Origin of the sequence: Curtobacterium citreum, assembly GCF_006715175.1 — a bacterium.
Classification (GTDB): domain Bacteria; phylum Actinomycetota; class Actinomycetes; order Actinomycetales; family Microbacteriaceae; genus Curtobacterium; species Curtobacterium citreum.
In genome coordinates, this window is sequence record NZ_VFMQ01000001.1 from 1,048,545 (window position 1) to 1,074,325 (window position 25,781).

The following is a 25,781-nucleotide window of genomic DNA, read 5'->3' on the forward strand; positions in this document are numbered from 1 at the left end:
TCGCGCCTCCCGTCCGTCACGTGGCCGGGTGGTGACCGTCAGTTGAGGACGGGGGTGTCCTCGGGGACCACGCCGCCGCCGTAGAGGTCGGTCGCCAGGTCGCGGAGCGCGCGCAGCGCGACGCGCTGCGTGAGCGGGCCGTAGGAGATGCGTGCGACGCCGAGTTCCTGGTACTCGGCGGCGGGCAGGGCGCCCGGCAGGCCGATGACCGAGAGCTTGCCGCGTCCGAGGCCCGCGACGAGTCGCTCGACCACGTCGCGCTGGATCGCGCCGGGGACGAACACGAGCGCCGCGCCGTTGTCCAGGAAGGCCTTGCCGCGGGCGATCGCGTCCTCGATGCTCTCGTCGATCGGGCGGTCTCCACCGCGGGCGATCGCGTCCGTGCGGGCGTTGAGCTGGAAGTCGATGCCCTCGGCCTGGGCGGCGGCGGTGATCGCGGCGACGCGGGCCACGGCCTCGTCGAAGGGGCGGAGCCGGTCCTCGACGTTCGCGCCGACGATGCCCGCGCCGATTGCCCGCCGGATCGTCTCGGCCGGGTCCTCGTAGCCGTCGTCGAGGTCTGCGGTCACCGGCAGGTCGGTCGCGCTCCTGATCGTCGCGGCGCCGGCGAGGGCGACGTCGAGGGGCATCCCGCCGTCGTCGTAGCCGTGGCTCGCGGCGATCGAGTGCCCGGCGGTCGCGATCGCCTTCGTCTCCGGCAGGTCGCTGACGACCTTGGCGCTGATGGCGTCCCAGACGTTCACGACGCGGAGGATCTCGGGGGCTTCGTGCAGCTGCTTGAGGGTGGTCGCCTTGTCGGCGGTGCTCGTGCTCATGACCCGAACCTACGGGCGGGACGGCGAGCGTGTCCGTGAGGCGCGTCAGCCCCGAAGGCGGGGAATCTCGGTGTCGTCGGCACGCCCTACGATTCTCCGAGGATCACTCGCCAGACTCATGCCCGATCAGTGGCTGATCGGCGCTGAACGAGAGGGATGACCTTGGCACGTAGACGCGGTTTCTTCGCGGAGATCCAGCACCAGCAGCGGCTCGCGGATCAGCGCGCAGCTCGCGCCCGGCGGGAACGTGCTGCCGCGCTTGCAGCCGTGGAACGTTCTCGCGTCCAGGTCGAGCGAGCTCGTGCACAGGCCGCCCGATCGGCGGCGGCATCCGCCCGGGCGACCGAAGCAGAGCGCAAGCGCGCCGAACGCGAAGCGCAGGCCGCCTACGCGGAGGCCCGCAAGGCTGAGGCTGATGACCAGAACGAAGCGCTCAGGCTGACGAACGAATCGATCGCGAATCTCCTCTCGGCAACGCTCGAGGTCGACGACTACGTCGACCTCGAGCAACTGAAGCGAACGGCCGAGCATCCGCCGTTCCCGCACCCGGATCTCGAAGCGCCGATTCCTCGCCCGATGCCTCTGGCTCTCCCGCCGGCACCGATGTGGCAAGAGCCGCCCGCTCCGAAGGGTCTGTTCGGAAAGCGGAAGAAGCACGAAGAGCTGAAGCAGGAAGCGTGGGCTACCTTCCAAGCGAATGGAGCCGAGTGGGAGCGTCTCCGCGATTCTCTTCCTGGGCGACAAGCAGAGGCGGACCGACAGTACGAAGGCCTCGAGCAGCGGCGCCGTGACCAGCTCGCTGCGGAGCGACGTCGCTACGAAGCGGCGTGCAACGTCCGCCAGCGCGATGTCGACGAGCACAACGCGGAGATCGATGCCCTCATCGCGGGGCTCGGGTACGGCGTACCCGAGGCAGTCCAGGAGTACCTCGACATCGTCCTCGCGAACTCGATCTACCCGGAAGACTTCGAGGTGCGGCATGAAGCGTCCTTCGACGCCGCTTCGAGCGAGGCGCGCATCCGCGCCGTCGTGCCGGCACCTGAGACGATCCCGACCGTCAAGGCTTACCGCTGGGTGAAGGCGTCGGACGAGATCGTCGGCTCTCCGCTCACCAAGAAGGATCAGACGGAGCGGTACGGGGACGCACTCGCGCAAGTCGCCCTCCGCACGCTCCACGAGGTGTTCGAGGCTGACCGCCGCGGTATCGTTCAGTCGATCTCGCTCGAGGTCGGACCCGCCACCAAGGATCCGGCGACCGGGCTCGACCGGTTCTTCCCCCTGGTGGCCGTCGGAGCCTCGCGGGAGCACTTCACCGGATTCGACCTTTCGGCAGTCGTGCCGTCCTCGACACTGCAGCACCTCGGTGCTGCGATCTCGAAGAACCCGTTGTCGCTCAGTGTCGTCGATCCTGGCGGGGTGCGCCGATCATGAGTACTCGACGGTTCAACCCGCCTCCGTCGTGGCCGCCGGTGCCGGCGGGATGGGAACCGCCGACATCGTGGGTGCCTCCCTCTGACTGGCCAGCGCTTCCGGCCGGATGGTCGTTGTGGATCGAGGACGAGCCGATCGATCCGGTGTTCGCTTCCGAGGACGTGCCGCCGCCGACTACGGACGCAACGGCTTCATCACCCGTCGCCGACTCACAGCTGACGGTGACGGAGATCGAACGCGACGGTGTCGTGTTCGTCGTCCTTCCGGTAGGGAGGGGAGCGGGATCCCCGGTCGTGACGATCCCGCGTTCGTCCTGGACTGGAGGCAGCGGTGACCGGCCGACGGTCGAGCCGTCCGAGGTGCAAGACCGTGCGATCGGCAGCCGGTCGACCGAACGTGCCGTCGTGGATCCTCGGGATCAGCGGATCGCGTCGCTCGAAGCTGAGGTGCTGCGACTTCGCAGCAGCACGACGGCGCCGTCGAACGGCGCGGTTCCCCTCGATGATCAGCAGGTCCTGCAGTCAGTCGGGATCTACCGGTACCACCACCCGCTGGAGAACGCAGTCGCTTACAAAGATCGTCTGACCGTCATCGAAGCGGAGATCGCGGCGCTCGTCCGCGAGGGACGAGCGATCGAGCGGTCGAACATGTTCACGTTCGACAACTCGCTCGCCAAGGGGCGGAAGATGAGTGACGATCTCTCCAAGCTCATGCTCCGCGCGTACAACGCCGAAGCAGACAACGCGGTTCGGTCCCTGCGCGCCGGGAACGTCGAAACCGCCAAACGACGGCTTGAGAAGTCACGAGAGGCCATCGCACGACTGGGAGCGATGATGGAGATGCGCATCGCGGCCGAGTACCACGACCTCCGCGTTGAAGAGGTCGAGTTGACGTCGGACTGGCTCATGCGGAAGCAAGAGGAGCGGGAACTCGAGCGAGACGAGCGTGCCCGACTGCGTGAGGAGAAACGCGTCCAGCAGGAACTCGAGGCAGAACGCGAGCGCCTCGACAAGGAACGCGCACTGATCGAGCAGACGATCGAGCGCCTGCGTGAGAACGGCGAGGTGGACGCAGTACTCGAAGCCCGCCTCGGTCAGATCGACGCCGCAATCCAGCAGAACGACTTCCGTGCGGCGAACATCCGAGCGGGGTACGTCTACGTCATATCCAATCGCGGCGCCTTCGGACCCGATGTCGTCAAGATCGGGCTCACTCGGAGGCTCGAGCCCTCCGATCGAGTGAACGAGCTCGGAGGTGCTTCGGTCCCGTTCCGATTCGACGTGCACACCATCTACTTCTCCGAGGACGCTGTGTCCCTCGAGACCGAGCTGCACCGACACTTCGCCTCTCGCGCGCTCAACCAGGCGAACCCGCGCAAGGAGTTCTTCTTCGCGACTCCGGCAGAGGTTCGCGAGGTGCTCATGCAGAAGGTGGGCGCCCTTCTCGAGTTCCGGGAGGACGCAGAGGCGACCGAATACCTGCAGTCTGTCGGGGCGTGGCCGGTGCGGGCAGCCTGATGAAGTGACCACCCCTGCGACGCGGGATGACGGTCGGACTCGCACCGTGCCTCCTCTCCGATGCATGCTGATACGCATGGCTGACGACGAACAGGACCCGGTCGGCTCGCTCCGCGGGGTCCGCACGAGCATCAAGTGGACGCGGTACGCGCCCGACGTGCTGCCCCTGTTCGTCGCGGAGATGGACCACGACGTTGCACCGGCGATCCGGCAGGCGCTGATCGAGCGGGTGCAGCAGTCCGACCTCGGGTACCTCGACGGCCCGGGCCCGCTCGCGCCCGCGTTCGCGCAGTTCGCCCGCGAGCGGTGGGGCTGGGACGTCGACCCGGCACGCGTGCACCTGGCGACGGACGTCAGCGTCGGGATCGTCGAGTCGCTGCGTCTCGCGCTGCCCGACGGTGGGCGCGTCGCCATCACGCCGCCGGTGTACCCGCCGTTCTTCGAGCTCGTCGAAGAGGCGCGATGTCAGGTCGAGGAGGTGCCGCTCGCCGAGCAGTGGGGCGTCTACCGGCTCGACCTCGAGGGGCTCGAGCGAGCGTTCGCCGACGGCGTCCGCGTCTTCCTGCTCTGCAACCCGCACAACCCGATGGGTCTGGTGCACGACCGGGCCGACCTGGTGGCGCTCGCCGAACTCGCCGCGCGGTACGACGTGCTCGTCATCAGCGACGAGATCCACGCGCCGCTGACGCACCCCGGCGTCCGCTTCACCCCGTTCGCGATGGTCGCCGAGGCCGCCGGTGCCCGCAGCGTCTGCGTGACGAGCGCGAGCAAGGGGTGGAACCTCGCGGGGGTGAAGTGCTCGGTGATCGTCGCGGGGGACGACCGGACCGAGGCGCTCCTCGACACGCTGTGGGAGGAGGTGGCCTGCCGGACGAGCATCCTGGGGCTGCACGCGAACCTCGCTGCGTTCACGCTCGCCACGGACTGGCTCGACGACGTCGTCGCGCGGATCGTGGCGAACGAGCGGCTGCTCGGCTCGCTGCTCGCCGAGCACCTGCCCGGGGTGGTCTACACGCGTCCGCGGGCCGGGTACCTGGCGTGGCTGGACTTCCGGGGGATCGGCCTGGGCGACGACCCGGCGGTGCCGCTGCGCGAGAACGCCTACGTGGCGCTGAACTCGGGCCTCGGGTTCGGGTCGCAGGGGCGGGGGTTCGCGCGGCTCAACCTGGCGTGCTCACCGGAGACCCTGCGCGAGGCGGTGTTCCGCATCGCGGCGGCGTACCCGTCGAGTGCGCAGGAGGGGTTGGTCTGGCACGTGGCGTGAGTGCCGGCGGCCTGGGCCGAGTCTCGGGCACGGGCTCGCGCGGCGGGCTCAGTCGTCGACGTACTGGTTGCGCCCGACGACGCGGATGCGCAGGTCGTCGGTGCGGTCCATGGCGAGGAACTCCCGTGCGACCGGCCCGACGGACGACCAGCGCAGGACCTCGGTGATCGGGGTCCCCTCGATGAACACCTGCCACACGCCGCGCTCGCGGACGGCCTGCACCTCGTACGTCGCCATGCCGCGAGCGTACCGGCTCACCGCAGGCGCTTCTCGTACCACCGCATGGTCGGGACGGTCCCGTCCGGCTTCGCCCAGTCGGCGGGGGACCGGTGGGTCAACCGCCACCCGCGGCGTTCGTACAGCCGCCACGCGCCCGGGGTCTCCTCGGTCACGTCGAGCCGGAGGGTCGGCACGTCGGGGGCGTCGGCGGCGGCGTCGGCGGCGGGCTCGGCGGTCGCCTTGGCTGCGGCTGCGGCTGCGGCTGCGGCTGCGGCGGTGGCAGCTGCTGCTCCGGCGGCCGCTTCGGCGGTCGCGAGGAGGGCGTCGGCGATCCCGAGCCCGCGGTGGTCCCGGTGGACGACGAGCCGGGTGACCAGCGGGGCCGCGTCCGGGTCGGGAGCGGCCAGCCCGACGTGCCCCACCACGCTGCCGGACGACCACGCTGTCCAGGCGGCGAGGTGCCCGGGCGGCGTCAGCCACGACGCGGGGTCGTCGGGCCAGCGCGCCGGGTAGCCGTCCTCGTCGTGCGTGCGCCGGAGCACCTCGACCAGGTGCTCCAGGTCGTCGTTGCGGCGCGGTCGGATGTGCACGACCGCGACGCTACCGCGGCCGCGACGTCTCCGGGCGGGGATCACACCAGGTCGAGCACCATGTGCACGTCGGCGCGGGCGTAGGGGCTCGGGGCGATCTCGTCGTGTTCGAGGTGCCGGAAGCCGAACGCCTCGTACAGGTGCACCGCGTTCGCCAGGCTGCTGGCGCTCTCGAGTGCCACGCGCTGGGAACCCAGTGCCCGCGCGCGGTCCAGGGCTGTGGCGATGAGCTTCCGGCCGGTGCCGTGCCCCTGGTGCTCGGGCGACACCGCCATCTTGACGAGCTCGTACACGCGCTCGCCGACGGGCATCAGGCCGACGCAGCCGATCACCTCGTCGTCCAGGCGGGCGACGAACACCGCACCGCCGGGTTCGACGATGCGGCCGACCGGGTCGCCGAGGATCGCCCGGTCCTCGTCCTCGAGCGTGAAGTACCGCTCGATCCACGCCTCGTTGAGGGTCCGGAACGCGGTGGCGTCGGCGGGGGAGTCGAGTTCGGCGATGGTCAGGGTGGGCGTCGCTTCGGGCATGCCTCCATCCTCGGCGGGCGATGCAGTCACGTCCAATACTCGTTCGTGCACATCGATAACCTGACTGCATGGATGTCGACCTCCGTCAGCTGCGCGCCTTCCTGGCCGTCGCGGACGAACTGCACTTCGGTCGGGCAGCGTCCCGACTGCGGCTCGCGCAGCCCGCCCTGTCGCAGCAGATCCGGCGCACCGAACGCGACCTCGGTGTCGACCTGTTCGTCCGGACCTCGCGCAGTGTGGCGCTGACGCCGGCGGGTCACGTGCTGCAGGGTCGGGCGAGGTCGCTCCTCGACCAGGTGGAGCGCGACCTGGACGAGGTCGTCCGGGTCGGTCGGGGTGAGGCCGGTCGGCTCGACGTCGGGTTCGTCGTCTCGGCGCTGCCCCTCGGGCCGATCGAGCGAGTCCAGGCGTTCCGGCAGCGGTACCCGCTCGTCCGCGTCGAGCTGTCCGAGGGCTACTCGTCGACGCTCCTCGCCCGGATCGTCCGCGGCGAGCTGGACCTCGCCGTCCTGCGGGATCCCGACCCGACGCCCGCCGTTCGCTTCCGGCCCTTCCGGTCCGAACCCTTCGTGGCCGCGGTCCCGCGCGGACACCGGCTCGCGGACCGGAAGGCGATCCGCGGCGCGGAGCTCGTGGACGACCCGTTCGTCTTCTTCCCCGCCGTCGCCGGTTCGGTCGCGACCGAGCGGAACCTCGCGCCCGTCGTCGTCGAGGGGCGCCGGCCGCGGGTCGTGCAGGAGGCGACGACCTGGGCGACCGTGCTCCACCTGGTCGGCGCGGGGCTCGGGGTCACGGTCGCGCCGGAGAGCGCCACGCTCGCCGCGCCGGACACGGTCGTGCTGCTCCCGCTGCGGGACGATCCGCACCGGAGCGAACTGGTGTGGGCCGTCCGGGCCGACGACGACCGCGAGATCCTCCGCAACTTCATCGCCGCGACGGAGCCCTGACCCGCGCGGTGCGCTGCCGAACCCGCACGGCGCCCGATGTCCGGGGGTCCGGATCGAACCAGGCACCCGACATCGAACCAGCGCGCGGGGCTGGTTCGATGTCGGATCGGTGGTTCGACACCGACCGACACCGACCGACACCGACCGTCACCGACCGCACCCGCACGGCGCCGACCACGCGCCGTCAGCCCACGCAGACGGACCGGACGCGCAGCGACAGCCCCTCGGCGGTCCCGCGGATGTCCGCGCTCGCGACGCCGTGCGGTGCCGGGTCGTCGGCGGTCCACTCGTCGAGTCCCATCGCCCGACCGCTCATCGCCAGTCCCGCGGCGGTCCAGGTCGCCGTGACCCGGTCGAACGGCACCTGCGCGTCCGGGTACCGGCTGTAGACGGGCACGAGGACGGTCGCCACGGCCCGCGTGCCCTGCTCGTTCCCCAGTGCCTCCCGACCCACCGCGCAGGGCTCGACGGTCGTCGTCACCGTGGCGTCGACCCCGGTCCGCGCCACGGACTCCGCCGCGAGGGACCGCACGGCCTCCGTCTCGGCGCTGACGTCCGCCGACACCCACGGCAGCGCCGGACCCTCGAGGTCCTGCGGCTCGGCGGAGCCGAGGGGGAGTCCGAGCAGACCCACGATCGTCGCACCGGTGCCGTCCGGCCCCGTCAGCGAGAACGCGGTGCGCGGGGTCACGCCGTCCTGGGCCGCCTCGTCCCGGGTGCCGGCGAGCACCGTCGCGGTACCGCGCGGATCCGGGACGGCCGCGCGCAGGAAGGGGCGAGCGGGTCCACCGCGGTCGGTCCGGTCGTAGCGGGTCCCGACCTCCGACCGGACGTCGCGGGCTCCGGCCTGGTCGAGCGCTGCGAGCAGGGCGGCTCCGGGGTGCAGCGCGTCGACCTCGACCGAGGAGTCGCCCGCCACCACCGTCACGGTGCGGTCCCCGGCGTCGGTCCGGACCCGGCGGACGGTCTCCGTCCACGAGGGCAGGGCGTGCGCCTCGACCCGGGTGCCGTACCGGTCCGCGTCGACGGTCCGGACGAACGACTCGGCGCGGAGCCGTGCCGCCGTGTCGACCAAGCCCGGGTCGACCGGGTCGACGACGACCGCGGCGCGACCGTCACCGGCGGGGACGGTGAGCCCGACGACGAGCGTCGTGCCGGGCACGGGTGACGGCCCCCGGTCCGACACCACGCCGCGCACGGCAGCGGCCACGTCGAGGTCGCTGGTCCGGGCACGCACGTCGACACGGGCGAGCCAGTGCGTCGGGTCGTCCTTCGCGTCGACCTGGTCGACGTCGCCCTCAGCCAGGGCGACGCCGGGCAGCGCACGGAGGTCGTCGAGCAGTGCGGCGAGCGCGTCCTCGGACCCCTTCGGCGACGGCGTCTCGAGGAACCCCCGGGTGCATCCGCCGAGCAGCAGCACCGTCACCAGGGCGAGCAGGGTGGCGAGGACGGTCGGCCGGATGGTGGTCACGGGCCGACCCTAGGAACAGCGCGCGGCCGCCAGCGGATCGTCGCCCCGCACTGTGCCCGGGGACACAGAGTCGGTCAGCCCGGTGGCAGCACCGCCGCCCGCTGGTCGCCGAGCTCGTCCTCCCGCCAGGGCCGGGCACCACGGAGCGTGAGCCCGAGCTGCACGAGCACGAACCCCACGTGCGGTTCGACGTCCGGGTCCCAGGCGCCCTCGACCCCGAGGCCGAACGCCCCGAGCTCGTCGTCGGCCTCGTCGCGCAGGCTCAGGCGCCAGCGGCCGTCACCGAGCTCCTCGACGACGGCCCAGCGAGCGGTGTCGAAGCGGCTCACGCGGTCTTCGCGACGTCCTCGGTGAAGTTCCGCACGCGCTGCTGCAGCGCTTCGCCGCGCATGGCGATCGTCGCCGGCGGGTTGAGGTGCGGCGGCGCGGTGCGGATGAGCATCGAGCACCCGAGGTCCTCGCAGATGTACGACCCGATGGTGTTCCCGTTGCGGCCGGACTCGCCGGCGCGCGCCGCGGAGAACAGGCGGACCTGGGTCGCGGGCTGCGGGGAGTGGCAGAACGAGCACATGGCCGCGATGCCGGGTCGAAGGGAGCCGCCGGCGGAGCGCACGACGATCCCGACGGGGCGGTCGTCGATCCAGGACACGATGTACCCCCGGCGCGCGGCCTGCGGGTCGCGCCAGCCGAGGAACTCGCGGTCGTCCCAGAGCATCTCGTGCAGCCCCGGGATCGGGAGCTGCTCGAGCTCGTCCGGGGTGGCGTTGACGAACGACGAACGGATGTCTGCTTCGGTCAGTGGCTTCACGGTGCTTGTCACCCTATGCCTCGCCCCCGACAGACGCCGTCACCCCAGCCTGGAGGCACGGATCGCTCCGAGCGCGCTCGTCCCGTCCGCCACGAGCACCGCCCGGCGCAGCGCGTCGCGTCCGACGCGACGTGCCGCCGCGTCGTCCGCCGCGAACTCGACGAGGACGCGCGTCGAGCGCGCCATGGCGCGCGCCCCGGGCACCCACGGGACCGCACGCTCGATCGACTCGGCGACCGCGACCGCCCACGCGTGGTGCTGGGTCAGGTGGGCGCGTTCGTGGGCGACCACCGCCTCCAGTTCGTCCGTCCGCAGCAGGTCCGCGAGCCCGGTGCTCACCAGCACCCCGCCGGACCTGCCGGGGACCGCGCACGCCAGTGCGTGGTCCGCCTCGACCAGCGCGACGCGCGTGCCGACGATCTCGCGCTGCGGTGCCGCGCCGGACCGTATGGCGTCGCGGACGGCCTCGTGCTCCGCCCCGGGACGGACCCGCACCGCGACGACGAACGCGAGCACGCCGAGCAGGGCGACCCCGAGGTTCAGGCCGTGCGTGGGGGAGTCGCCGAGGCGCAGCGGATCGGTGAGCGGGCGGTCGGTCAGGACGACGAGGGCGATGCCGACCACGAAGCCGACCACGCCGAGCAGGACGGCGACCGACCACGAGACCAGGGCGGTCCGGGGGTGGTCGATGGTCCAGGCCGAGCGGGTCAGGACCCGCGGCGCGACGACCACCACGACGAGCGCGAGGGCGATGAGGGCGACTCCGGCGACGACCACGGGCGGCTCGGGATCAGGAGCGGGCTCGGGCGTCGAGGGCGCGGCGGAGGACGTCGAGGTCGTCCGAGGCGAGCGAGCCTGTGAACTGCAGCAGGGCGGCCTCGCGGTCGGAGGCGGCGGCGAGCGCGTTCGACATCAGCGAGGCGGTCTGCTGCTCGCGGCTGTGCGCGGCGCGGAAGGTCAGGGGCGCGTCGTCGTGCTCCTGTCGGTCCACCTGGCCCTTGCGGCCGAGCCGGTCGAGCACGGTGAGGACCGTGGTCAGCGCGGGGCGCGGCTCGGGGAACGCGTCGAGGACCTGGCGGGCGGTGAGCCCGGCGTCCGCGTCGGCGGCCCTGTCGTCGTCAGCGGCCCACAGCGCCTCGAGCACCGCCTGTTCGAGCTGCCCGCGGGGGCGCGATCGCTGTCCTGCCACCGGTGCATTCTACGAGACGTCGAAGCCCCGGCTGCGACACATGCCGGAAACGCGGTGTCGGTACACTCGGCACCGGACAACTGAACACCGGCCGCTCATCCGTCGCGGGAGACGTCGTGCGGTGCCCACGGGCACGCGCGACACCGAAGGAGCAATCCCCCCCGCCAATCTCTCAGGTCCCACACCGCAGCGGACAGGCCACTCTGAAAAGCAGACGACGTGCCCCCGCCGGGTGGTCCGCCGTCTCGCCCACGGTGAAAGCCGCCGGACCTCACGGGCCGCGGTGAAACTCTCAGGCCCATGACAGAGGGGGAGTTCCGCCCGACGATGGCCGTCGGGTCCTGCCGATGCCAGGAGAACTCCCTCATGCGTTCCTCGCCACTCGAGTCCGCCCACGAAGCCGCGGGCGCCTCCTTCACCGACTTCGCCGGGTACCGGATGCCCGTGCGCTACTCCTCCGACCTCGCCGAGCACCACGCCGTCCGCACGGCCGCGGGGGTCTTCGACCTCTCGCACATGGCCGAGGTCGGGGTCACCGGTCCGCAGGCGGTGGCCTTCCTCGACCACGCGCTCGCCGGCTCCTTCGGCGCGATGCCCGTCGGCCGGGCGAAGTACTCGCTCCTGCTCGCCGAGGACGGCGGCATCCTCGACGACCTCGTCGTCTACCGCACCGGCGAGGACGTGTTCCTCGTCGTCGCGAACGCCGCGAACCGATCCGTCGCCGTGGACGCGCTGACCGCCCGCGCCGCCGGGTTCGACGTCGCGGTCTCCGACGACTCGGACAGCACCGCGCTCGTCGCGATCCAGGGGCCCGCCGCCGCCGGGACGCTCGACGCGCTCGTCGTCGCCGACCGCCTGCAGCCGGAGACGCCGCTCGACGAGCTCCGGTACTACCGGGTGCTCCACGCGCTGTTCGACGGCGCCGAGGTCCTCGTCGCCCGCACGGGCTACACGGGCGAGGACGGCTTCGAGATCTACAGCGACACCGACGTCGCGACGGCGATCTGGGACGCACTCCTGGACGCCGGCGCCGACCGCGGTGTCGTCCCGGCGGGGCTCGCCGCGCGCGACACGCTCCGGCTCGAGGCCGGCATGCCGCTGTACGGGCACGAGCTCGACACCACCGTGCGTCCCGCCCAGGCCGGACTCGGCCGGGTCGTCGCGACCTCGGGCTCGTTCGTCGGGGACGCCGGTGTGCAGCCCGCCGACGACGCCCGGGTGCTCGTCGGACTCGTGACCGAGGGTCGTCGCGCTCCCCGCGCCGGCTACGACGTGCTGCACGACGGCACCGTCGTCGGGACCGTCACCTCCGGGGCGCTCTCCCCGACGCTCGGGCACCCGGTCGCGATGGCCTTCGTCGACCCGGCCCTCACCACCGAGGGCACCGTCCTCCACATCGACGTCCGCGGGACCGCCGTCCCCAGCACCGTCACCCCGTTCCCCTTCTACCGCCGCACTCCGAGAGGCTGAGCCCGTGACCGACCAGACCGCACTCCAGTACACCGCCGACCACGAGTGGATCCTCGTCGAGGGCGACACCGTCACCGTGGGCATCACCGACCACGCCGCCGAGCAGCTCGGGGACGTCGTCTACGTCGAGCTCCCCGCCGTGGGCACCACCACGACCGCGGGTCAGCAGATCGGCGAGATCGAGTCCACCAAGAGCGTCGGCGAGCTCTTCGCGCCGATCGAGGGGCAGGTCATCGCGGTGAACGACGCCGTCGTCGACGCCCCCGACACCGTGAACCAGGACCCCTTCGGCGCGGGCTGGCTCGTCAAGCTCAAGGTCGACGGGACCTCCTTCCCCGAGGACCTCATGGACCACGACGCGTACCGGGCCTCCATCGCATGACGACCGCCGACCAGAACCTGCAGACGTCCTTCGCCGACCGTCACATCGGCACGACGGCCGCCGACCAGCGCACCATGCTCGAGACCGTCGGGCAGCCGTCGCTCGACGCGCTCGTCCGCACCGCGATCCCTGAGTCGATCCACGCCGTCCCGGTCACGCACTCCGCGATCCCCGCTGCGGTCGGCGAGACCGAGGCCCTCGCGGAACTCCGTGCCAAGGCCGGGCGCAACACCGTCCGCCGCGCGATGATCGGCCTCGGCTACCACGGCACGCACACACCCGCGGTGATCCAGCGGAACGTGCTCGAGAACCCGAGCTGGTACACGGCCTACACGCCGTACCAGCCGGAGATCTCGCAGGGCCGGCTCGAGGCGCTCATCAACTTCCAGACGATGGTGTCCGACCTGACCGGCATGGCGACCGCGGGCGCGTCGATGCTCGACGAGGGCACCGCCGTGGTCGAGGGCATGCTCCTCGCCCGCCGCGCGTCGAAGGTCAAGGGGGACGCGTTCCTCGTGGACGCCGACCTGCTGCCGCAGACCCGTGCGCTCCTCGACCACCGTGCGGACGCCGTGGGGATCGCCCTGCGCACCTTCGACGCGGTCGACGGCCCCACCGACGAGCAGCTCGACGGCGCGTTCGGGGTCGTCCTGCAGTACCCCGGAGCCTCCGGACGCATCGTCGACCCGACCGCCACCATCGAGCGCGTCCACGCGGGCGGCGGCATCGCGGTCGTCGCCGCGGACCTGCTCGCCATGACGCTGCTCGCCAGCCCGGGGGACCTCGGCGCCGACGTCGCCGTGGGCACGAGCCAGCGCTTCGGCGTCCCGCTCGGCTTCGGCGGCCCGCACGCCGGCTACCTCGCCGTCCGTGCCGGTCTCGAGCGCCAGCTGCCGGGCCGACTCGTCGGGGTGTCCTTCGACGCCGACGGACAGATGGCCTACCGCCTCAGCCTGCAGACCCGCGAGCAGCACATCCGCCGCGAGAAGGCGACGAGCAACATCTGCACCGCGCAGGTGCTGCTCGCCGTGATGGCCTCGATGTACGCCGTCTACCACGGGCCCGAGGGGCTGCGCTTCATCGCCGACCGGGTCGCCCGGACGACGACGGCGCTCGCCGACGCGGCACGTGGTGCCGGACTCCAGGTGGTACACGAGGCGTTCTTCGACACCCTCACCCTCCGCGCGCCGGGTCGGGCCGGTGCGATCGTCGACGCCGCCCGGAGCGCCTCGTACCTGCTGCACCGCGTCGACGCCGACACCCTCCAGGTGTCCGTCGACGAGACGACCACCCCGGACGACGTGACGGCCCTCGCCGTCGTGTTCGGTGCCGTGGACGCGACCGTCCCCGGGACGGAGACCGCCGTCCGGGACGCAGCCACGGGCCTCCCGTCCGCCCTGCTGCGCAGCAGCGAGTACCTGACGCACCCCGTCTTCAGCGCGCACCGCAGCGAGACCCGGATGATGCGGTACCTGAAGCACCTGTCCGACAAGGACTACGCGCTCGACCGCGGCATGATCCCGCTCGGCAGCTGCACGATGAAGCTCAACGCGGCGACCGAGATGGCGGCGGTGACCTGGCCGGAGTTCGCGAACGTGCACCCGTTCGCCCCGCGCGAGGACGTCGCGGGGTACCTCGACATGATCGGCGACCTCGGGACCTGGCTCGCCGAGGTCACCGGCTACGACACCGTCTCGCTGCAGCCCAACGCGGGCAGCCAGGGCGAACTCGCGGGCCTGCTGGCCATCCGCGGGTACCACCGGTCGAACGGCGACACCGAGCGGACCGTGTGCCTGATCCCGTCGAGCGCCCACGGCACCAACGCGGCGTCGGCGGTGCTCGCCGGGATGCGCGTGGTCGTGGTGGCGTGCGACGACGACGGCAACGTCGACCTCGACGACCTCCGCGCCAAGACGGCGCAGCACGCGGACACGCTCGCGGCCCTGATGATCACCTACCCGTCCACCCACGGCGTCTACGAGCACGACATCCGCGAGGTCTGCGACGCCGTGCACGACGCCGGCGGCCAGGTCTACGTCGACGGCGCGAACCTCAACGCCCTGCTCGGCCACGCGCGCTTCGGCGACTTCGGCGGCGACGTGTCGCACCTGAACCTGCACAAGACCTTCTGCATCCCGCACGGCGGCGGCGGCCCCGGCGTCGGCCCGGTCGCGGCGAAGGCACACCTCGCACCGTTCCTGCCCGGCCACCCGATGGCCCAGCAGGACGACCGTCGCACCGGCACGACGACGGAGGCGGCCGACGGGCGCCTCGCGCACGCCGGCAGTCCGGTGTCGTCGGCGCCGTACGGCAGCCCGAGCATCCTGCCCATCACGTGGACCTACGTCCGGATGATGGGGCTCGAGGGGCTGACCCGCGCGACCGAGGCGGCCGTGCTCGGCGCGAACTACGTCGCGGCACGGCTGCGGGACGCGTTCCCGGTGCTCTACACGGGCGCCGACGGGCTCGTGGCGCACGAGTGCATCCTCGACCTGCGGCCGCTGCGCGACAGCACGGGCATCACGGTGGACGACGTCGCGAAGCGGCTCGTCGACTACGGGTTCCACGCGCCGACGATGTCGTTCCCGGTCGCCGGGACGCTCATGGTCGAGCCGACCGAGAGCGAAGACCTCGCCGAGCTCGACCGGTTCGTGGACGCCATGCTCGCGATCCGGGCCGAGGCGGCGGCCGTCGAACGAGGGGAGTGGCCGGCGGACGACAACCCGCTCGTGCACGCCCCGCACACGGCCTCGTCGGTGATCTCGGGGGAGTGGGCGCACGCCTACACCCGGGAGCAGGCGGTCTACCCGCTGCCCGGCATCAGCGCGCGGAAGTACTGGCCGCCGGTGCGTCGCATCGACCAGGCGTACGGGGACCGCAACCTGGTGTGTGCGTGCCCGCCGATCGAGGCGTTCGCCTGACCGTTCCCCCGATCCAGCAGAGCAGGTAGCGTGTGCCCCGTCCGGTCCGTCCGGGCGGGGCACGCGTGCGTCCGGGTCCGTCCCGGCGGCCGGAAAGGTCGGAGCGCTCCACGTCCCGCGGCGTCGCGGTTCGCTTGCACACCGCTGTGCGCTCGTGCAACAACTTCGTTGCAGAAGCAACAATCCGGCATCGGGTTCGCGCGAGCGCGCGAAACTTGCATCCTCTCGCAACGATCCTGCGACTTGGTTTCCGATTTGTAACCGATCTCCGCAGGGTTTGGTCGGTGGTCTCGGCACTGCCTACAGTGCAATGACACGCGCGCCCGGCAGCACCTCTGTGCCTGGCGCGTCCCATGCACCAGGAGGAACCTTGATCAAGAAGCGCGCTGGGCTCTCCGCCCTCGCCGTGCTCGGGGCCACAGCACTCGCCCTGACCGCCTGCTCGTCCAACGGCAGCAGCAGCAACGGTGGTGACTCGGGCTCGACGAACGCGTCCGGCATCGTCACGACGAACGGCAGCGAACCGCAGAACCCGCTCATCCCCTCGAACTCCACCGAGACCGGTGGCGGCAAGATCGTCTCGTCGATCTTCGAGGGCCTCGTCTCGTACGACGAGAAGGGCAAGCCGGTCAACGAGGTCGCGAAGAGCATCACCACCGATGACTCGAAGACCTACGACATCAAGCTGAACACCAACTACACCTTCACCAACGGCGAGAAGGTCACGGCTGAGTCGTTCACGAAGGCGTGGAACTGGGCTGCCCAGTTCTCGAACGCGCAGGGCGCGAGCTACTTCTTCGAGAACATCCAGGGCTACGACGCCGAGAAGGACTCGGAGCTCACCGGACTCAAGGTGAAGAGCGACGACGAGTTCACCGTCACGCTCAACTCGCCGCAGTCGGACTTCCCGCTGTCGCTCGGCTACTCGGCCTTCATGCCGCTGCCCTCGGAGTTCTACAAGGACACCAAGGCCTTCGGTGAGAACCCGATCGGCAACGGTCCCTACAAGCTCGACGGTGACAAGGCCTGGACGCACAACCAGTCCATCAAGCTCGTCACCAACAAGGACTACGAGGGCAAGCGCAAGCCGAAGAACGGTGGTCTGACGATCACGTTCTACACGACCCCGGACACCGCGTACGCCGACGTGCAGGGCGGCAACCTCGACGTCCTCGACGCGATCCCGGACAGCGCCTTCCAGACCTACAAGTCGGACTTCCCCGACTCGAACGTCAACCAGGCCGCGGCGATCTTCCAGGCGATCTACCTGCCCTACTACCTCGACCACTGGAAGGGTGAAGAGGGCAAGCTCCGTCGCGAGGCGATCTCGATGGCGATCAACCGCAAGCAGATCACCGACAAGATCTTCGACGGCACCCGCACCCCGGCCAAGGACTTCACCTCCCCGGTGATCTCCGGCTGGAACGGTGACCTCAAGGGTTCGGACGTCCTCGACTACAACAAGTCGAAGGCCAAGGAGCTGTGGGCCGAGGCCGACAAGATCTCGCCCTACAACGAGACGCTCACCATCTCGTACAACGCCGACGGCGGTCACGAGGCGTGGGTGACCGCGGTCACCAACTCGATCTCCAGCACGCTGGGCATCAAGGCGCAGGGCAACGCGATCCCGACGTTCCAGGAGGCCCTGGACACGCAGAAGAACGACAAGCTCACGGGCGGTAGCCGCACCGGTTGGCAGGCCGACTACCCGTCGCTGTACAACTTCCTCGGCCCGACCATGGGTGAGGGTTCGTCCAGCAACTACTCGCGCTACGACTCCACCGAGTACAACGACCTCCTCGCGAAGGGCCGTTCGGCCTCCTCCGTCGAAGAGGGCAACAAGTACTTCGACCAGGCCCAGGAGCTGCTGTTCCAGGACCTGCCGGAGATCCCGCTCTGGTACGCCAACGTGACCGGCGTGTGGTCGAACGACAACGTCACCAACGTCAAGTTCGGCTGGGACTCGGTGCCGCTGTACTACGACATCGAGGTCAAGAAGAAGTAACGCGGGTCTCCTCGGAGACCCACCGCGAGCAGGTATCCTGCTCCGCGACCACCGGACGGGGGTCCGGGGACCGAACGGTCCCTGGGCCCCCGTACCACGGCGGCAACACCTTCCCCCACCACCGCGGGCGCCGCCGCCCGCACCGGACTCCCGTGCCGACCCGCGGACCGTCCACCCCTCACGACATGAACCAGAACGACATGCGCGCCGCGCAGGACCGAGCGATCTGATGCTCTGGTACCTCGGCAAGCGCCTCCTGCAACTCATCCCCGTGTTCTTCGGGGCCACGTTCCTCATCTACTTCATGGTCTTCTCGCTGCCCGGCGACCCGATCGCCGCGCTGTTCGGCGACCGCCAGCCGTCGCCGCAGGTGATCGAGCAGCTCCGGCAGCAGTACAACCTCGACAAGCCGTTCATCGTCCAGTACCTGCTCTGGATCGGTGGCGTGTTCAAGGGCGACCTCGGCGTGACGTACTCGGGCCTGCCGGTCTCGCAGCAGCTCGCGGCCGCGTTCCCGATCACCGCTCGACTCGCGATCCTCGCCCTCGTGTTCGAGGCCGTTGCCGGCATCGTCGTCGGTGTCATCGCTGGTCTGAAGAAGGGCAAGTGGTTCGACGCCACCGCGCTCGTCGTCTCGCTGCTGCTCATCTCGGTCCCGACCTTCGTCGTGGGCTTCCTGCTGCAGTACGTCTTCGGCATCCAGCTCGGCCTGTTCCGGGTCACGGTGTCCGGTCAAGCGCCGTGGTCGGAGCTCGTGCTCCCCGCGATCGTCCTCGCCTCCGTGTCGTTCGCGTACATCGTCCGCCTGACCCGGGCGAGCGTCGCCGAGAACATGAGCGCCGACTTCGTCCGCACCGCCACCGCGAAGGGCCTGCCCCGTCGCCGCGTCGTGGGCGTGCACATCTTCCGCAACTCGCTCATCCCCGTGGTGACCTACCTCGGTGTCGACATCGGCAACCTGATGGTCGGCGCGGTCGTGACCGAGGGCATCTTCAACATCAGCGGTGTCGGTGGCACGGTGTTCCGGGCCGTCAAGCTCGGCGAGGGACCCACGGTCGTGTCCTTCGTCGCCGTGATGGTCATCATCTTCATGCTCGCCAACCTCCTGGTCGACCTGCTCTACGCCGTCCTGGACCCGAGGATCCGCTATGCCAAGTAACGCCGAGTCCCGTTCCGCGACGCACTACGTCGCGCCGATCGAGGAGACGCCGCTGCAGGCGGTCGACCAGGTCAACGAGGACGAGAAGACCCGTTCCATCTGGACGGACGCATGGGACTCCATGCGCACCCGCCCGACGTTCTGGATCTCGTCCGTCCTGATCCTGCTCGTGCTGGTCGTCGCGATCTTCCCCGGCCTGTTCACGCACGTCGACCCCCGTGCGGCCAACCTCGACTTCAGTGACGAGGGTCCGCGCCCGGGACACCCGCTCGGGTACACCCGACAGGGCTACGACGTGTATGCCCGCGTCATCTGGGGTGCGCGCAACTCGGTCATCGTCGGCCTCGTCGCCACGATCCTCGTGTCCGTCGTCGGCATCGTGATCGGCGCCCTCGCCGGGTTCTACGGCGGCTGGCTCGACACGATCGTCTCCCGCATCGGTGACATCTTCTTCTCGATCCCGACCATCCTCGGCGCGATCGTGATCATGTCCGTCATCCCCGCGCGCAACGCCCTGACCGTGGCCCTCGTGCTCGCGGCCTTCGCGTGGCCCCAGATCGCCCGCATCATGCGCGGTGCGGTCCTCAGCGCGAAGCAGTCCGACTACGTGATGGCCTCGGCCGCCCTCGGCGTCAGCCGCTTCACGACGCTGGTCCGTCACGTCATCCCGAACGCGCTCGCTCCGGTCATCGTCGTCGCGACCGTGTCCCTCGGTTCGTTCATCGTGGCCGAGGCGACCCTGTCGTTCCTCGGCATCGGGCTGCCGCCGTCGGCGCTGAGCTGGGGTCTCGACATCGGCACCGCGCAGACGTCGATCCGCACCAACCCGTCGACGATCTTCTGGCCGTCCGCCGCCCTGTCCATCACCGTGCTCGCGTTCCTCCTCCTCGGTGACGTGGTCCGCGACGCGCTCGACCCGAAGGCGAGGGCCCGCCGATGACCGAGACGCTCACCGACCCCACGACCAGCCGTCCGACGAACCCGGGGACGCCGCTCCTCGAGATCACGGACCTGCAGGTCGGGTTCAAGACGCAGAGCGGGTTCGTCCAGGCCGTCCGCGGTGTCAACTTCACCCTCGAGCAGGGCGAGCGCCTGGCGATCGTCGGCGAGTCGGGTTCCGGCAAGTCGACCAGCGCGCAGGCGGTCATCAAGCTCCTCGCCGGCACGGGCGAGGTCACGGGTGGCTCGATCAAGTTCAACGGGCGTGAGCTCGTCGGGCTGTCCGACAAGGAGATGTCCGAGATCCGCGGGAAGGAGATCGGCTACGTCCCCCAGGACCCGATGTCGAACCTCAACCCGCTGTGGTCGATCGGCTTCCAGGTCGAAGAGGCGATCAAGGCCAACGGCATGGCGACCGGCAAGCACGCGATCCGTGCCCGCGCGGTCGAGGTGCTGCAGGAGGCCGGTCTCGGTGACGCCGCGACCCGCCTGAAGCAGTACCCGCACGAGTTCTCCGGCGGCATGCGCCAGCGCGTGCTCATCGGCATCGGCCTGTCGAGCCGCCCGAAGCTGCTCATCGCCGACGAGCCGACCTCGGCGCTCGACGTCACCGTGCAGCGCGTCATCCTCGACCACCTCGAGACGCTGACGCGGGACTTCGGTACCTCCGTCCTGTTCATCACCCACGACCTCGGGCTCGCCGCAGAGCGCGCCGAGAAGCTCGTCGTCATGTACAAGGGCCAGGTCGTCGAGTCGGGGCCCTCGAAGGAGATCCTGGCCAACCCGCAGCACCCGTACACGCAGCGCCTCGTCGCCGCGGCACCGTCGCTCGCGAGCCGCCGCATCCAGTCGAAGGTGCAGCACCAGCACGTCGACATCGCGGACGCCGGCAGCGAGGACGACGAGCTGATCGCCCGCGCCCAGGAGCGCGAGCACCAGCCGGCGAAGGACCTCATCGTGGTGAAGAACCTCGAGAAGGTCTACAAGCTGCGCGGCAAGAACCTGCAGACCCGCGAGCTGAAGGCCGTCGACGACGTGTCCTTCGCGATCCCGAAGGGCACCACCACGGCGCTCGTCGGCGAGTCCGGTTCGGGCAAGTCCACCGTGGCGAAGCTCGTCCTGCAGCTCGAGTCGATCACGAGCGGCACGGTGCAGTTCGACGGCATCGACATCGGCGCGCTGAAGGGCAAGGAGCTCTTCGACTTCCGCCGTCGCGTGCAGCCGGTGTTCCAGGACCCGTACGGCTCGCTGGACCCGATGTACAACGTCGGGAACACGATCGCGGAGCCGCTCGCCACGCACAAGGTCGGCGACAAGGCCAGCCGCCGGGCCCGCGTGCTCGAGCTGCTCGACCAGGTCGCCCTGCCGAAGTCGATGGTGAACCGCTACCCGAACGAGCTCTCCGGTGGTCAGCGCCAGCGCATCGCCGTGGCCCGCGCTCTCGCGCTCAAGCCCGAGGTCATCGTGCTCGACGAGGCGGTCTCCGCGCTCGACGTGCTCGTCCAGGGCCAGATCCTGGACCTGCTCACCGAGCTGCAGACCGAGCTCGGCCTGACCTACCTCTTCATCACGCACGACCTCGCCGTCGTCCGCCTCGTCGCGGACAACGTCTGCGTCATGCGGAAGGGGCAGATCGTCGAGAAGGCGACGACCGACGAGGTCTTCGCCGCGCCGAAGGAGCAGTACACCAAGGACCTGCTCGCCGCGATCCCGGGCGCCGGGTTCGAGTTCGGGCGCTGATCCTGAGCGGTACCGAGGCCGGACGCACCGTCGTCCTCCGCGCTGGGCGCGGGGGAGCGGTGGCGTCCGGCCTCGTCGCGTTGCTGGGCCTCTTCCTGCTCGGCGACGCTGCGGTCCGGGGGAGCTGGGACGTCGTGCTCACCGCCCTCGGCCCGCTCGCCGTGCTCGTCTGGGCGCTCTGGGTGCTCACCTTCCGTCCGTCGATCCGACTCGACGACGACGCGCTGACCGTCGTGAACCCCCTCCGTGAGACCCGCGTGCCGTGGGGCGCGGTGGCCGACGTCCGCCTCCGCTGGCAGATCGTGGTCGAGACCACCGAGGGCCGCACGGTCTCCTGCTGGGGTGGCCCGTCGCTGCCTCGCCCGAAGCCCGCGCGCCGAGGCGAGCCGCGGACGCTGCCGCAGCCGGTCGAGATGTCGGTGCTGCTCGACCGCTGGGCGGAGCGCCGCGAGGCGGGTGCCGCCGGTGGCCTGGTCGTCCGCGGATGGGACCGACTCGCGTTGCTCGTCGGCGCGGCGGCCGTCGTCCTCCTCGCGGTCTCCCTGGTGAGCGCTGCGCTGCGCTGACCCCGCCACCCACCGGCCTGGAGGCGCGGCACCAGCCCCGCCACGCGCCTCCCGTCCGTCGCGCACGCACCCCGCGCACCGCAGCCCGCCCGTCTCTCGCGCGGCCTGCCGAGCGGGCCGTTCCCGCGACGCGCCGCGCACGCCCGGCGCGGATGCCGCCCGCTCGCGCGGCGCCGCACGGACCCGTCGGCCGAGCGGGCGGAAGGTGTCACCCGTCCCGGCGAACGTGACGCGTACTGCCCGCTCGCGTGCCCGGGCGGTCGCGTGCGTCGAGCGGGCGGAATGCGTGGGGAGGGGAGCCGCTGACGCGCGGATCCCGCCCGGTCGCGACGGCGCGCCCCGCGATGAGCCGAGCGGGCGGTTCCTGCGGGGCGACGGGCGTCCCGGCCGCGGATTCCGCCCGCTCGCGCGCGCCGGGCGGAACCGTGTGCCGAGCGGGCGGAAGGTGTCACCCGGTTCGGGCGAACGTGACGTGTACCGCCCGCTCGCGTGCGTGGGATGACCGCGCGAGCCGAGCGGGCGGAATGCGCGGCGCGAGGAGCCGCTGACGCGCGGATTCCGCCCGCTCGCGCGGGGCGCGGGGAGCCGGTGCGCCGAGCGGGCGGAACGTGTGGCCCGGTCGTCGCGAGCGTGACGGCTTCCGCCCGCTCGCGGTCCACGGCCGAGCGCGCGCGGGCACGTGCAGACGCCGGACGGGAGGCACGTGGCGCGGCCGCCACCTGCCTCCCGTCCGTGGGTGGCTCAGACCGCGGCGGTCGCGTGCTCCGTGAGCAGGTGCTCCTGGTCGGTCTGCACGCAGGCGACTCCGCGGCCCGCGACGTCCTGCAGGTGCGGGTCGACGGCGCGGCACTGCTGCTGGCGGCCCTCGTCGAGCAGCTGGTAGAGCGGGCACCGGGTGCGGAACCGGCAGCCCTCGATGCGCTCGGTGGGGCTCGGCAGGTCTCCCTGCAGCAGGATGCGTCCGCGGGCTGCCTCGGCGGAGGGGTCCGGGACGGGGACCGCCGACAGGAGCGCCCGCGTGTACGGGTGCTGCGGGTCGTCGAAGACGCGGTCGCCCTCGCCGTACTCGACGATGCGGCCGAGGTACATCACGGCCACGTCGTCGGCGATGTGCCGTACCACCGACAGGTCGTGCGCGACGAACAGGTAGGACAGGCCCAGGCGGTGCTTGAGGTCCTCGAGCAGGTTGATGACACCGGCCTGGACGGAGACGTCGAGCGCGGAGACCGGCTCGTCGAGCACGAGGATCTTCGGCTCGACGATGAGCGCGCGGGCGATGCCGATGCGCTGCCGCTGGCCGCCGGAGAACTCGTGCGGGTATCGGTCGATGTAGCTCGGCTCGAGTCCGACCAGCTCGAGCGCGTCACGGACCCGGCGGCGGATCTCGTCCTTCGGGACACCGTGCACGGTGAGGGGTTCGCCGATCACCGAACCGATGTCGAGCCGCGGGTCGATGGACGCCATCGGGTCCTGGAAGACGACCTGGATGTCGCTCCGCAGGGCCCGGCGGTCGCGCTTCGAGAGCGTGCCGGTGTCGACGCCGTTCACCCGGATGGTGCCCTGCTGCGCCCCGGCGAGCTCGAGGATCTCCATGATCGTGGTCGTCTTGCCGCAGCCGGACTCGCCGACGAGCCCGAGGACCTGCCCGCGCTTCAGGGTCAGGGAGATGCCGTCGACGGCGTGCACCTCGCCGATGCGCCGACGGAAGACGGCACCCTTGGTGAGCGGGAAGGTCTTGACGACGTCCTGGAGTTCGAGGACGACCTCGTCGCCGTGGTCGATGGCGGCCTCGGGGACGTCCTCGGGGCGGGGGAAGATCTCGGAGCGGGCGAGGGTGCCCGCGGCGATCTCGTCGCGACGGATGCACGCGGCGGTGTGGTCGTCGAGGAAGGTGCCGTTCGTGATCGTCGGCGTGGTGCCGGTGAGCACGGGGTTGCCCGCCGCGGCCGGGACGGTGGGCGCGAGCAGTGCGGGCTCACCGTCGCGGCAGGCGTCGATGACGGCCGGGCAGCGGTCCGCGAACGGGCACCCGGTCGGCCGGGCGGTCAGGAGCGGCGGGCGGCCGTCGAGCGGCACGAGACGCTCGGTCCGTGCCGAGGTCATGTTCGGCATCGAGCGGAGCAGGCCGATCGTGTACGGCATCACGGGCTCGTGGAAGAGCTCGTCGACCGGCGCGGTCTCGACGATCCGTCCGGCGTACATCACCGCGACCCGGTCGGCGTTGCCCGCGACGACCCCGAGGTCGTGCGTGATGAGCACGACCGCGGCGCCCGTCATGTCCTTCGCGGTCTGCAGCACGTCCAGGATCTGCGCCTGGATCGTGACGTCGAGCGCCGTGGTGGGCTCGTCGGCGATGATCAGCTTCGGGTCGTTCGCGATCGCGATGGCGATCATCGCGCGCTGGCGCATGCCGCCGGAGAACTCGTGCGGGAAGGCGTCGAGCCGGCGGGCCGGGTTCGGGATGCCGACGGCACGCAGGAGCTCCTCGGAGCGGACCCGGGCGGCCTGCGTGGTGAGGGCCCGGTCGTGCAGCTTCAGGCCCTCGGCGATCTGCTGCCCGATCGTGTACACGGGCGTCAGCGCGGACAGCGGGTCCTGGAAGACCATCGCGATGTCGCCACCGCGGAGCCGTGACATCTCGCGGTCAGTGCGGCCGACGAGCTCCTGGCCGTCGAAGCGGATGCTGCCCTGCACCTGGGCGGACGACGGCAGCAGGCCCATCACGGCCATCGACGACACGGACTTGCCCGAACCGGACTCGCCGACGATGCCGAGGAACTCGCCCTGCTGCACCGAGTAGTCGACACCCCGGACCGCGTAGACCGGCTTCGTCCGCGGGTTGAAGGTGACGGACAGGTCGGAGACGGTGAGCAGCGGCTCAGTCACGGTTGGCTCCAGAGGTGGGGTCGATGGCGTCGCGCAGGGCATCGCCGAGCAGGCTGGTCGACAGGACGGTCGCGACGAGGGTCGCGGCCGGCAGCACGAACAGCCACGGACGGGTGACGGCGGACTGGCTCCCGGCGGCGAGCAGCGTGCCGAGGGACACGTCCGGCACCTGGATGCCGAAGCCGAAGAAGCTCAGGGCGCTCTCCGACAGGATCATCGCGCCGACGCCGAGGGTCGCGTCGATGATGAGCAGCGAGGCCACGTTCGGCAGGATGTGCCGGCGGATGATCGTCGACGACGGCACGCCCATGAACCGGGCGGCCTTCACGTAGTCGCGTTCGCGCAGCGACATCGTCTGCCCGCGGATCACGCGCGCCATGATCATCCAGCCGAAGATCGCCAGGCCGACGATCAGGGCCACCCAGCTGAGGTTCTTGAAGAGCGGGCTGAGGAGCACGAGCGCGTAGAACGACGGGATCACGAGCAGCAGGTCGATGCCCCACACCAGGGCACGGTCGACGAATCCGCCGAAGTAGCCGGCGACCGCGCCGACGATCCCAGCGATCAGGGTCGAGGCGGGTCCGGCGATGAGACCGATGAGCAGCGACTTCTGCAGGCCGACGAGCGTCTGCGCGTAGATGTCCTGTCCGATGTCGTTCGTGCCGAACCAGTGGGCGGCGCTCGGTGCGGCGCCGAAGGCCAGGCCGTCCGAGTCGACCGCGTTCCAGTGGTACAGGTACGGACCGACGAAGGCCCAGAGGATGATGAGCAGCAGGGCGCCACCGCCGATGCGGGCGCGCCAGGTGCCGAGGACCTTCCGCCAGAGCGGGGTGCGGCCGGACCGGACCTCGATGACGTGCGCGGGCGTCCCGGCGTCACCGCTGCCGGGGTCGCCGGCGGTGGTCGTGGTGGTGGGGTCGAGTACGGACACG

23 protein-coding genes and 1 riboswitch are annotated in these 25,781 nt (G+C 71.0%); of the genes, 12 read left to right on the forward strand and 11 right to left on the reverse strand.

Features of this window, described 5'->3' with window-relative positions:
• Positions 1-38: 38 nt before the first annotated feature.
• The gene (locus FB462_RS05125) at positions 39-815 is read right to left on the reverse strand and encodes an isocitrate lyase/PEP mutase family protein (RefSeq protein WP_141860557.1); all 777 of its coding nucleotides are present in this window, start codon (positions 813-815) and stop codon (positions 39-41) included.
• Positions 816-971: 156 nt separating this feature from the next.
• Between FB462_RS05125 and FB462_RS05130 the strand changes: the two genes are divergently transcribed.
• The 3 genes from FB462_RS05130 to FB462_RS05140 all read left to right on the forward strand — a co-directional run bounded on the left by FB462_RS05130 (position 972) and on the right by FB462_RS05140 (position 5,027).
• Complete coding sequence (locus FB462_RS05130) at positions 972-2,246, forward strand: hypothetical protein (protein ID WP_229666760.1); 1,275 nt, start codon at positions 972-974, stop codon at positions 2,244-2,246.
• Positions 2,247-2,359: 113 nt separating this feature from the next.
• On the forward strand, positions 2,360-3,763 hold the full coding sequence (locus FB462_RS05135; RefSeq protein ID WP_229666758.1) for an SNIPE associated domain-containing protein: 1,404 nt from the start codon (positions 2,360-2,362) through the stop codon (positions 3,761-3,763).
• A 76-nt stretch (positions 3,764-3,839) separates the two neighbouring features.
• Positions 3,840-5,027 carry a MalY/PatB family protein gene (locus FB462_RS05140; RefSeq protein ID WP_229666756.1) on the forward strand — a complete coding sequence of 396 codons (1,188 nt, stop codon included), beginning with the start codon at positions 3,840-3,842 and terminating at the stop codon, positions 5,025-5,027.
• A 48-nt stretch (positions 5,028-5,075) separates the two neighbouring features.
• Here the strand turns inward: FB462_RS05140 and FB462_RS05145 are convergent, their stop codons facing one another.
• From FB462_RS05145 to FB462_RS05155, 3 genes are read right to left on the reverse strand one after another with little or no spacing between them, the layout of a single operon-like run.
• Positions 5,076-5,264, reverse strand: coding sequence for a hypothetical protein (locus tag FB462_RS05145; RefSeq protein WP_114848943.1), 189 nt, complete (start codon positions 5,262-5,264; stop codon positions 5,076-5,078).
• Positions 5,265-5,281: 17 nt separating this feature from the next.
• Positions 5,282-5,836: a GNAT family N-acetyltransferase gene (locus FB462_RS05150; RefSeq protein WP_167510020.1), complete on the reverse strand. Its 555-nt coding sequence runs from the start codon at positions 5,834-5,836 to the stop codon at positions 5,282-5,284.
• Positions 5,837-5,877: 41 nt separating this feature from the next.
• Complete coding sequence (locus FB462_RS05155) at positions 5,878-6,366, reverse strand: GNAT family N-acetyltransferase (RefSeq protein ID WP_141860561.1); 489 nt, start codon at positions 6,364-6,366, stop codon at positions 5,878-5,880.
• A 68-nt stretch (positions 6,367-6,434) separates the two neighbouring features.
• On the opposite strand from FB462_RS05155, the gene FB462_RS05160 reads away from it, so the two are divergent.
• Entirely contained in the window at positions 6,435-7,313 is an 879-nt protein-coding gene (locus FB462_RS05160) for a LysR substrate-binding domain-containing protein (RefSeq protein WP_058741968.1), read from the forward strand.
• A 184-nt stretch (positions 7,314-7,497) separates the two neighbouring features.
• Here the strand turns inward: FB462_RS05160 and FB462_RS05165 are convergent, their stop codons facing one another.
• The 5 genes from FB462_RS05165 to FB462_RS05185 all read right to left on the reverse strand — a co-directional run bounded on the left by FB462_RS05165 (position 7,498) and on the right by FB462_RS05185 (position 10,781).
• On the reverse strand, positions 7,498-8,784 hold the full coding sequence (locus FB462_RS05165) for a hypothetical protein (RefSeq protein ID WP_141860564.1): 1,287 nt from the start codon (positions 8,782-8,784) through the stop codon (positions 7,498-7,500).
• A 74-nt stretch (positions 8,785-8,858) separates the two neighbouring features.
• On the reverse strand, positions 8,859-9,113 hold the full coding sequence (locus FB462_RS05170; protein ID WP_058741970.1) for a hypothetical protein: 255 nt from the start codon (positions 9,111-9,113) through the stop codon (positions 8,859-8,861).
• Positions 9,110-9,592 carry an FBP domain-containing protein gene (locus FB462_RS05175; protein ID WP_058741971.1) on the reverse strand — a complete coding sequence of 161 codons (483 nt, stop codon included), beginning with the start codon at positions 9,590-9,592 and terminating at the stop codon, positions 9,110-9,112. Before FB462_RS05175 ends, FB462_RS05170 begins: the two co-directional genes overlap by 4 nt.
• 39 nt (positions 9,593-9,631) lie before the next feature.
• Positions 9,632-10,369, reverse strand: coding sequence for a M56 family metallopeptidase (locus FB462_RS05180; protein ID WP_114848947.1), 738 nt, complete (start codon positions 10,367-10,369; stop codon positions 9,632-9,634).
• Between the two features lie 13 nt (positions 10,370-10,382).
• A complete protein-coding gene (locus FB462_RS05185; protein WP_058741973.1) occupies positions 10,383-10,781 on the reverse strand; it encodes a BlaI/MecI/CopY family transcriptional regulator in 399 nt (132 codons plus the stop codon).
• A gap of 95 nt (positions 10,782-10,876) precedes the next feature.
• Positions 10,877-10,978, forward strand: a riboswitch (glycine riboswitch).
• A gap of 169 nt (positions 10,979-11,147) precedes the next feature.
• Here FB462_RS05185 and gcvT point away from each other — a divergent pair.
• The 8 genes from gcvT (at position 11,148) to FB462_RS05225 (ending at position 21,963) form a co-directional block, all read left to right on the forward strand.
• Positions 11,148-12,251: a glycine cleavage system aminomethyltransferase GcvT gene (gene gcvT / locus FB462_RS05190; protein ID WP_141860566.1), complete on the forward strand. Its 1,104-nt coding sequence runs from the start codon at positions 11,148-11,150 to the stop codon at positions 12,249-12,251.
• 4 nt (positions 12,252-12,255) lie between these two features.
• Positions 12,256-12,633: a glycine cleavage system protein GcvH gene (gene gcvH / locus FB462_RS05195; RefSeq protein WP_141860568.1), complete on the forward strand. Its 378-nt coding sequence runs from the start codon at positions 12,256-12,258 to the stop codon at positions 12,631-12,633.
• Positions 12,630-15,554, forward strand: coding sequence for an aminomethyl-transferring glycine dehydrogenase (gene gcvP / locus FB462_RS05200; RefSeq protein ID WP_141860570.1), 2,925 nt, complete (start codon positions 12,630-12,632; stop codon positions 15,552-15,554). The genes gcvH and gcvP overlap by 4 nt, the downstream gene beginning before the upstream one ends.
• Positions 15,555-15,924: 370 nt before the next feature.
• Entirely contained in the window at positions 15,925-17,559 is a 1,635-nt protein-coding gene (locus tag FB462_RS05205) for a peptide ABC transporter substrate-binding protein (protein ID WP_181819153.1), read from the forward strand.
• Between the two features lie 229 nt (positions 17,560-17,788).
• Complete coding sequence (locus FB462_RS05210) at positions 17,789-18,718, forward strand: ABC transporter permease (protein WP_114848953.1); 930 nt, start codon at positions 17,789-17,791, stop codon at positions 18,716-18,718.
• Complete coding sequence (locus tag FB462_RS05215) at positions 18,708-19,658, forward strand: ABC transporter permease (RefSeq protein ID WP_114848954.1); 951 nt, start codon at positions 18,708-18,710, stop codon at positions 19,656-19,658. Before FB462_RS05210 ends, FB462_RS05215 begins: the two co-directional genes overlap by 11 nt.
• Positions 19,655-21,397 carry a dipeptide ABC transporter ATP-binding protein gene (locus FB462_RS05220; protein ID WP_114848955.1) on the forward strand — a complete coding sequence of 581 codons (1,743 nt, stop codon included), beginning with the start codon at positions 19,655-19,657 and terminating at the stop codon, positions 21,395-21,397. The genes FB462_RS05215 and FB462_RS05220 overlap by 4 nt, the downstream gene beginning before the upstream one ends.
• 59 nt (positions 21,398-21,456) lie before the next feature.
• Entirely contained in the window at positions 21,457-21,963 is a 507-nt protein-coding gene (locus FB462_RS05225; RefSeq protein WP_058741980.1) for a PH domain-containing protein, read from the forward strand.
• A gap of 741 nt (positions 21,964-22,704) precedes the next feature.
• Here FB462_RS05225 and FB462_RS05230 read toward each other — a convergent pair.
• Together FB462_RS05230 and FB462_RS05235 are read right to left on the reverse strand one after the other, a co-directional pair.
• Entirely contained in the window at positions 22,705-24,891 is a 2,187-nt protein-coding gene (locus FB462_RS05230) for a dipeptide ABC transporter ATP-binding protein (protein ID WP_141860572.1), read from the reverse strand.
• Positions 24,842-25,780, reverse strand: coding sequence for an ABC transporter permease (locus tag FB462_RS05235; protein WP_114848957.1), 939 nt, complete (start codon positions 25,778-25,780; stop codon positions 24,842-24,844). Before FB462_RS05235 ends, FB462_RS05230 begins: the two co-directional genes overlap by 50 nt.
• Position 25,781 lies beyond the last annotated feature (1 nt).

Bases quoted from the DNA above. Each gene is read 5' to 3' on its own strand.
- FB462_RS05125 (WP_141860557.1), bottom strand. From the start codon at position 815: ATGAGCACGAGCACCGCCGACAAGGCGACCACCCTCAAGCAGCTGCAC.
- FB462_RS05130 (WP_229666760.1), top strand. From the start codon at position 972: ATGACCTTGGCACGTAGACGCGGTTTCTTCGCGGAGATCCAGCACCAG.
- FB462_RS05140 (WP_229666756.1), top strand. From the start codon at position 3,840: ATGGCTGACGACGAACAGGACCCGGTCGGCTCGCTCCGCGGGGTCCGC.
- FB462_RS05145 (WP_114848943.1), bottom strand. From the start codon at position 5,264: ATGGCGACGTACGAGGTGCAGGCCGTCCGCGAGCGCGGCGTGTGGCAG.
- FB462_RS05155 (WP_141860561.1), bottom strand. From the start codon at position 6,366: ATGCCCGAAGCGACGCCCACCCTGACCATCGCCGAACTCGACTCCCCC.
- FB462_RS05160 (WP_058741968.1), top strand. From the start codon at position 6,435: ATGGATGTCGACCTCCGTCAGCTGCGCGCCTTCCTGGCCGTCGCGGAC.
- gcvT (WP_141860566.1), top strand. From the start codon at position 11,148: ATGCGTTCCTCGCCACTCGAGTCCGCCCACGAAGCCGCGGGCGCCTCC.
- gcvP (WP_141860570.1), top strand. From the start codon at position 12,630: ATGACGACCGCCGACCAGAACCTGCAGACGTCCTTCGCCGACCGTCAC.
- FB462_RS05210 (WP_114848953.1), top strand. From the start codon at position 17,789: ATGCTCTGGTACCTCGGCAAGCGCCTCCTGCAACTCATCCCCGTGTTC.
- FB462_RS05215 (WP_114848954.1), top strand. From the start codon at position 18,708: ATGCCAAGTAACGCCGAGTCCCGTTCCGCGACGCACTACGTCGCGCCG.
- FB462_RS05220 (WP_114848955.1), top strand. From the start codon at position 19,655: ATGACCGAGACGCTCACCGACCCCACGACCAGCCGTCCGACGAACCCG.
- FB462_RS05230 (WP_141860572.1), bottom strand. From the start codon at position 24,891: ATGCCCTGCGCGACGCCATCGACCCCACCTCTGGAGCCAACCGTGACT.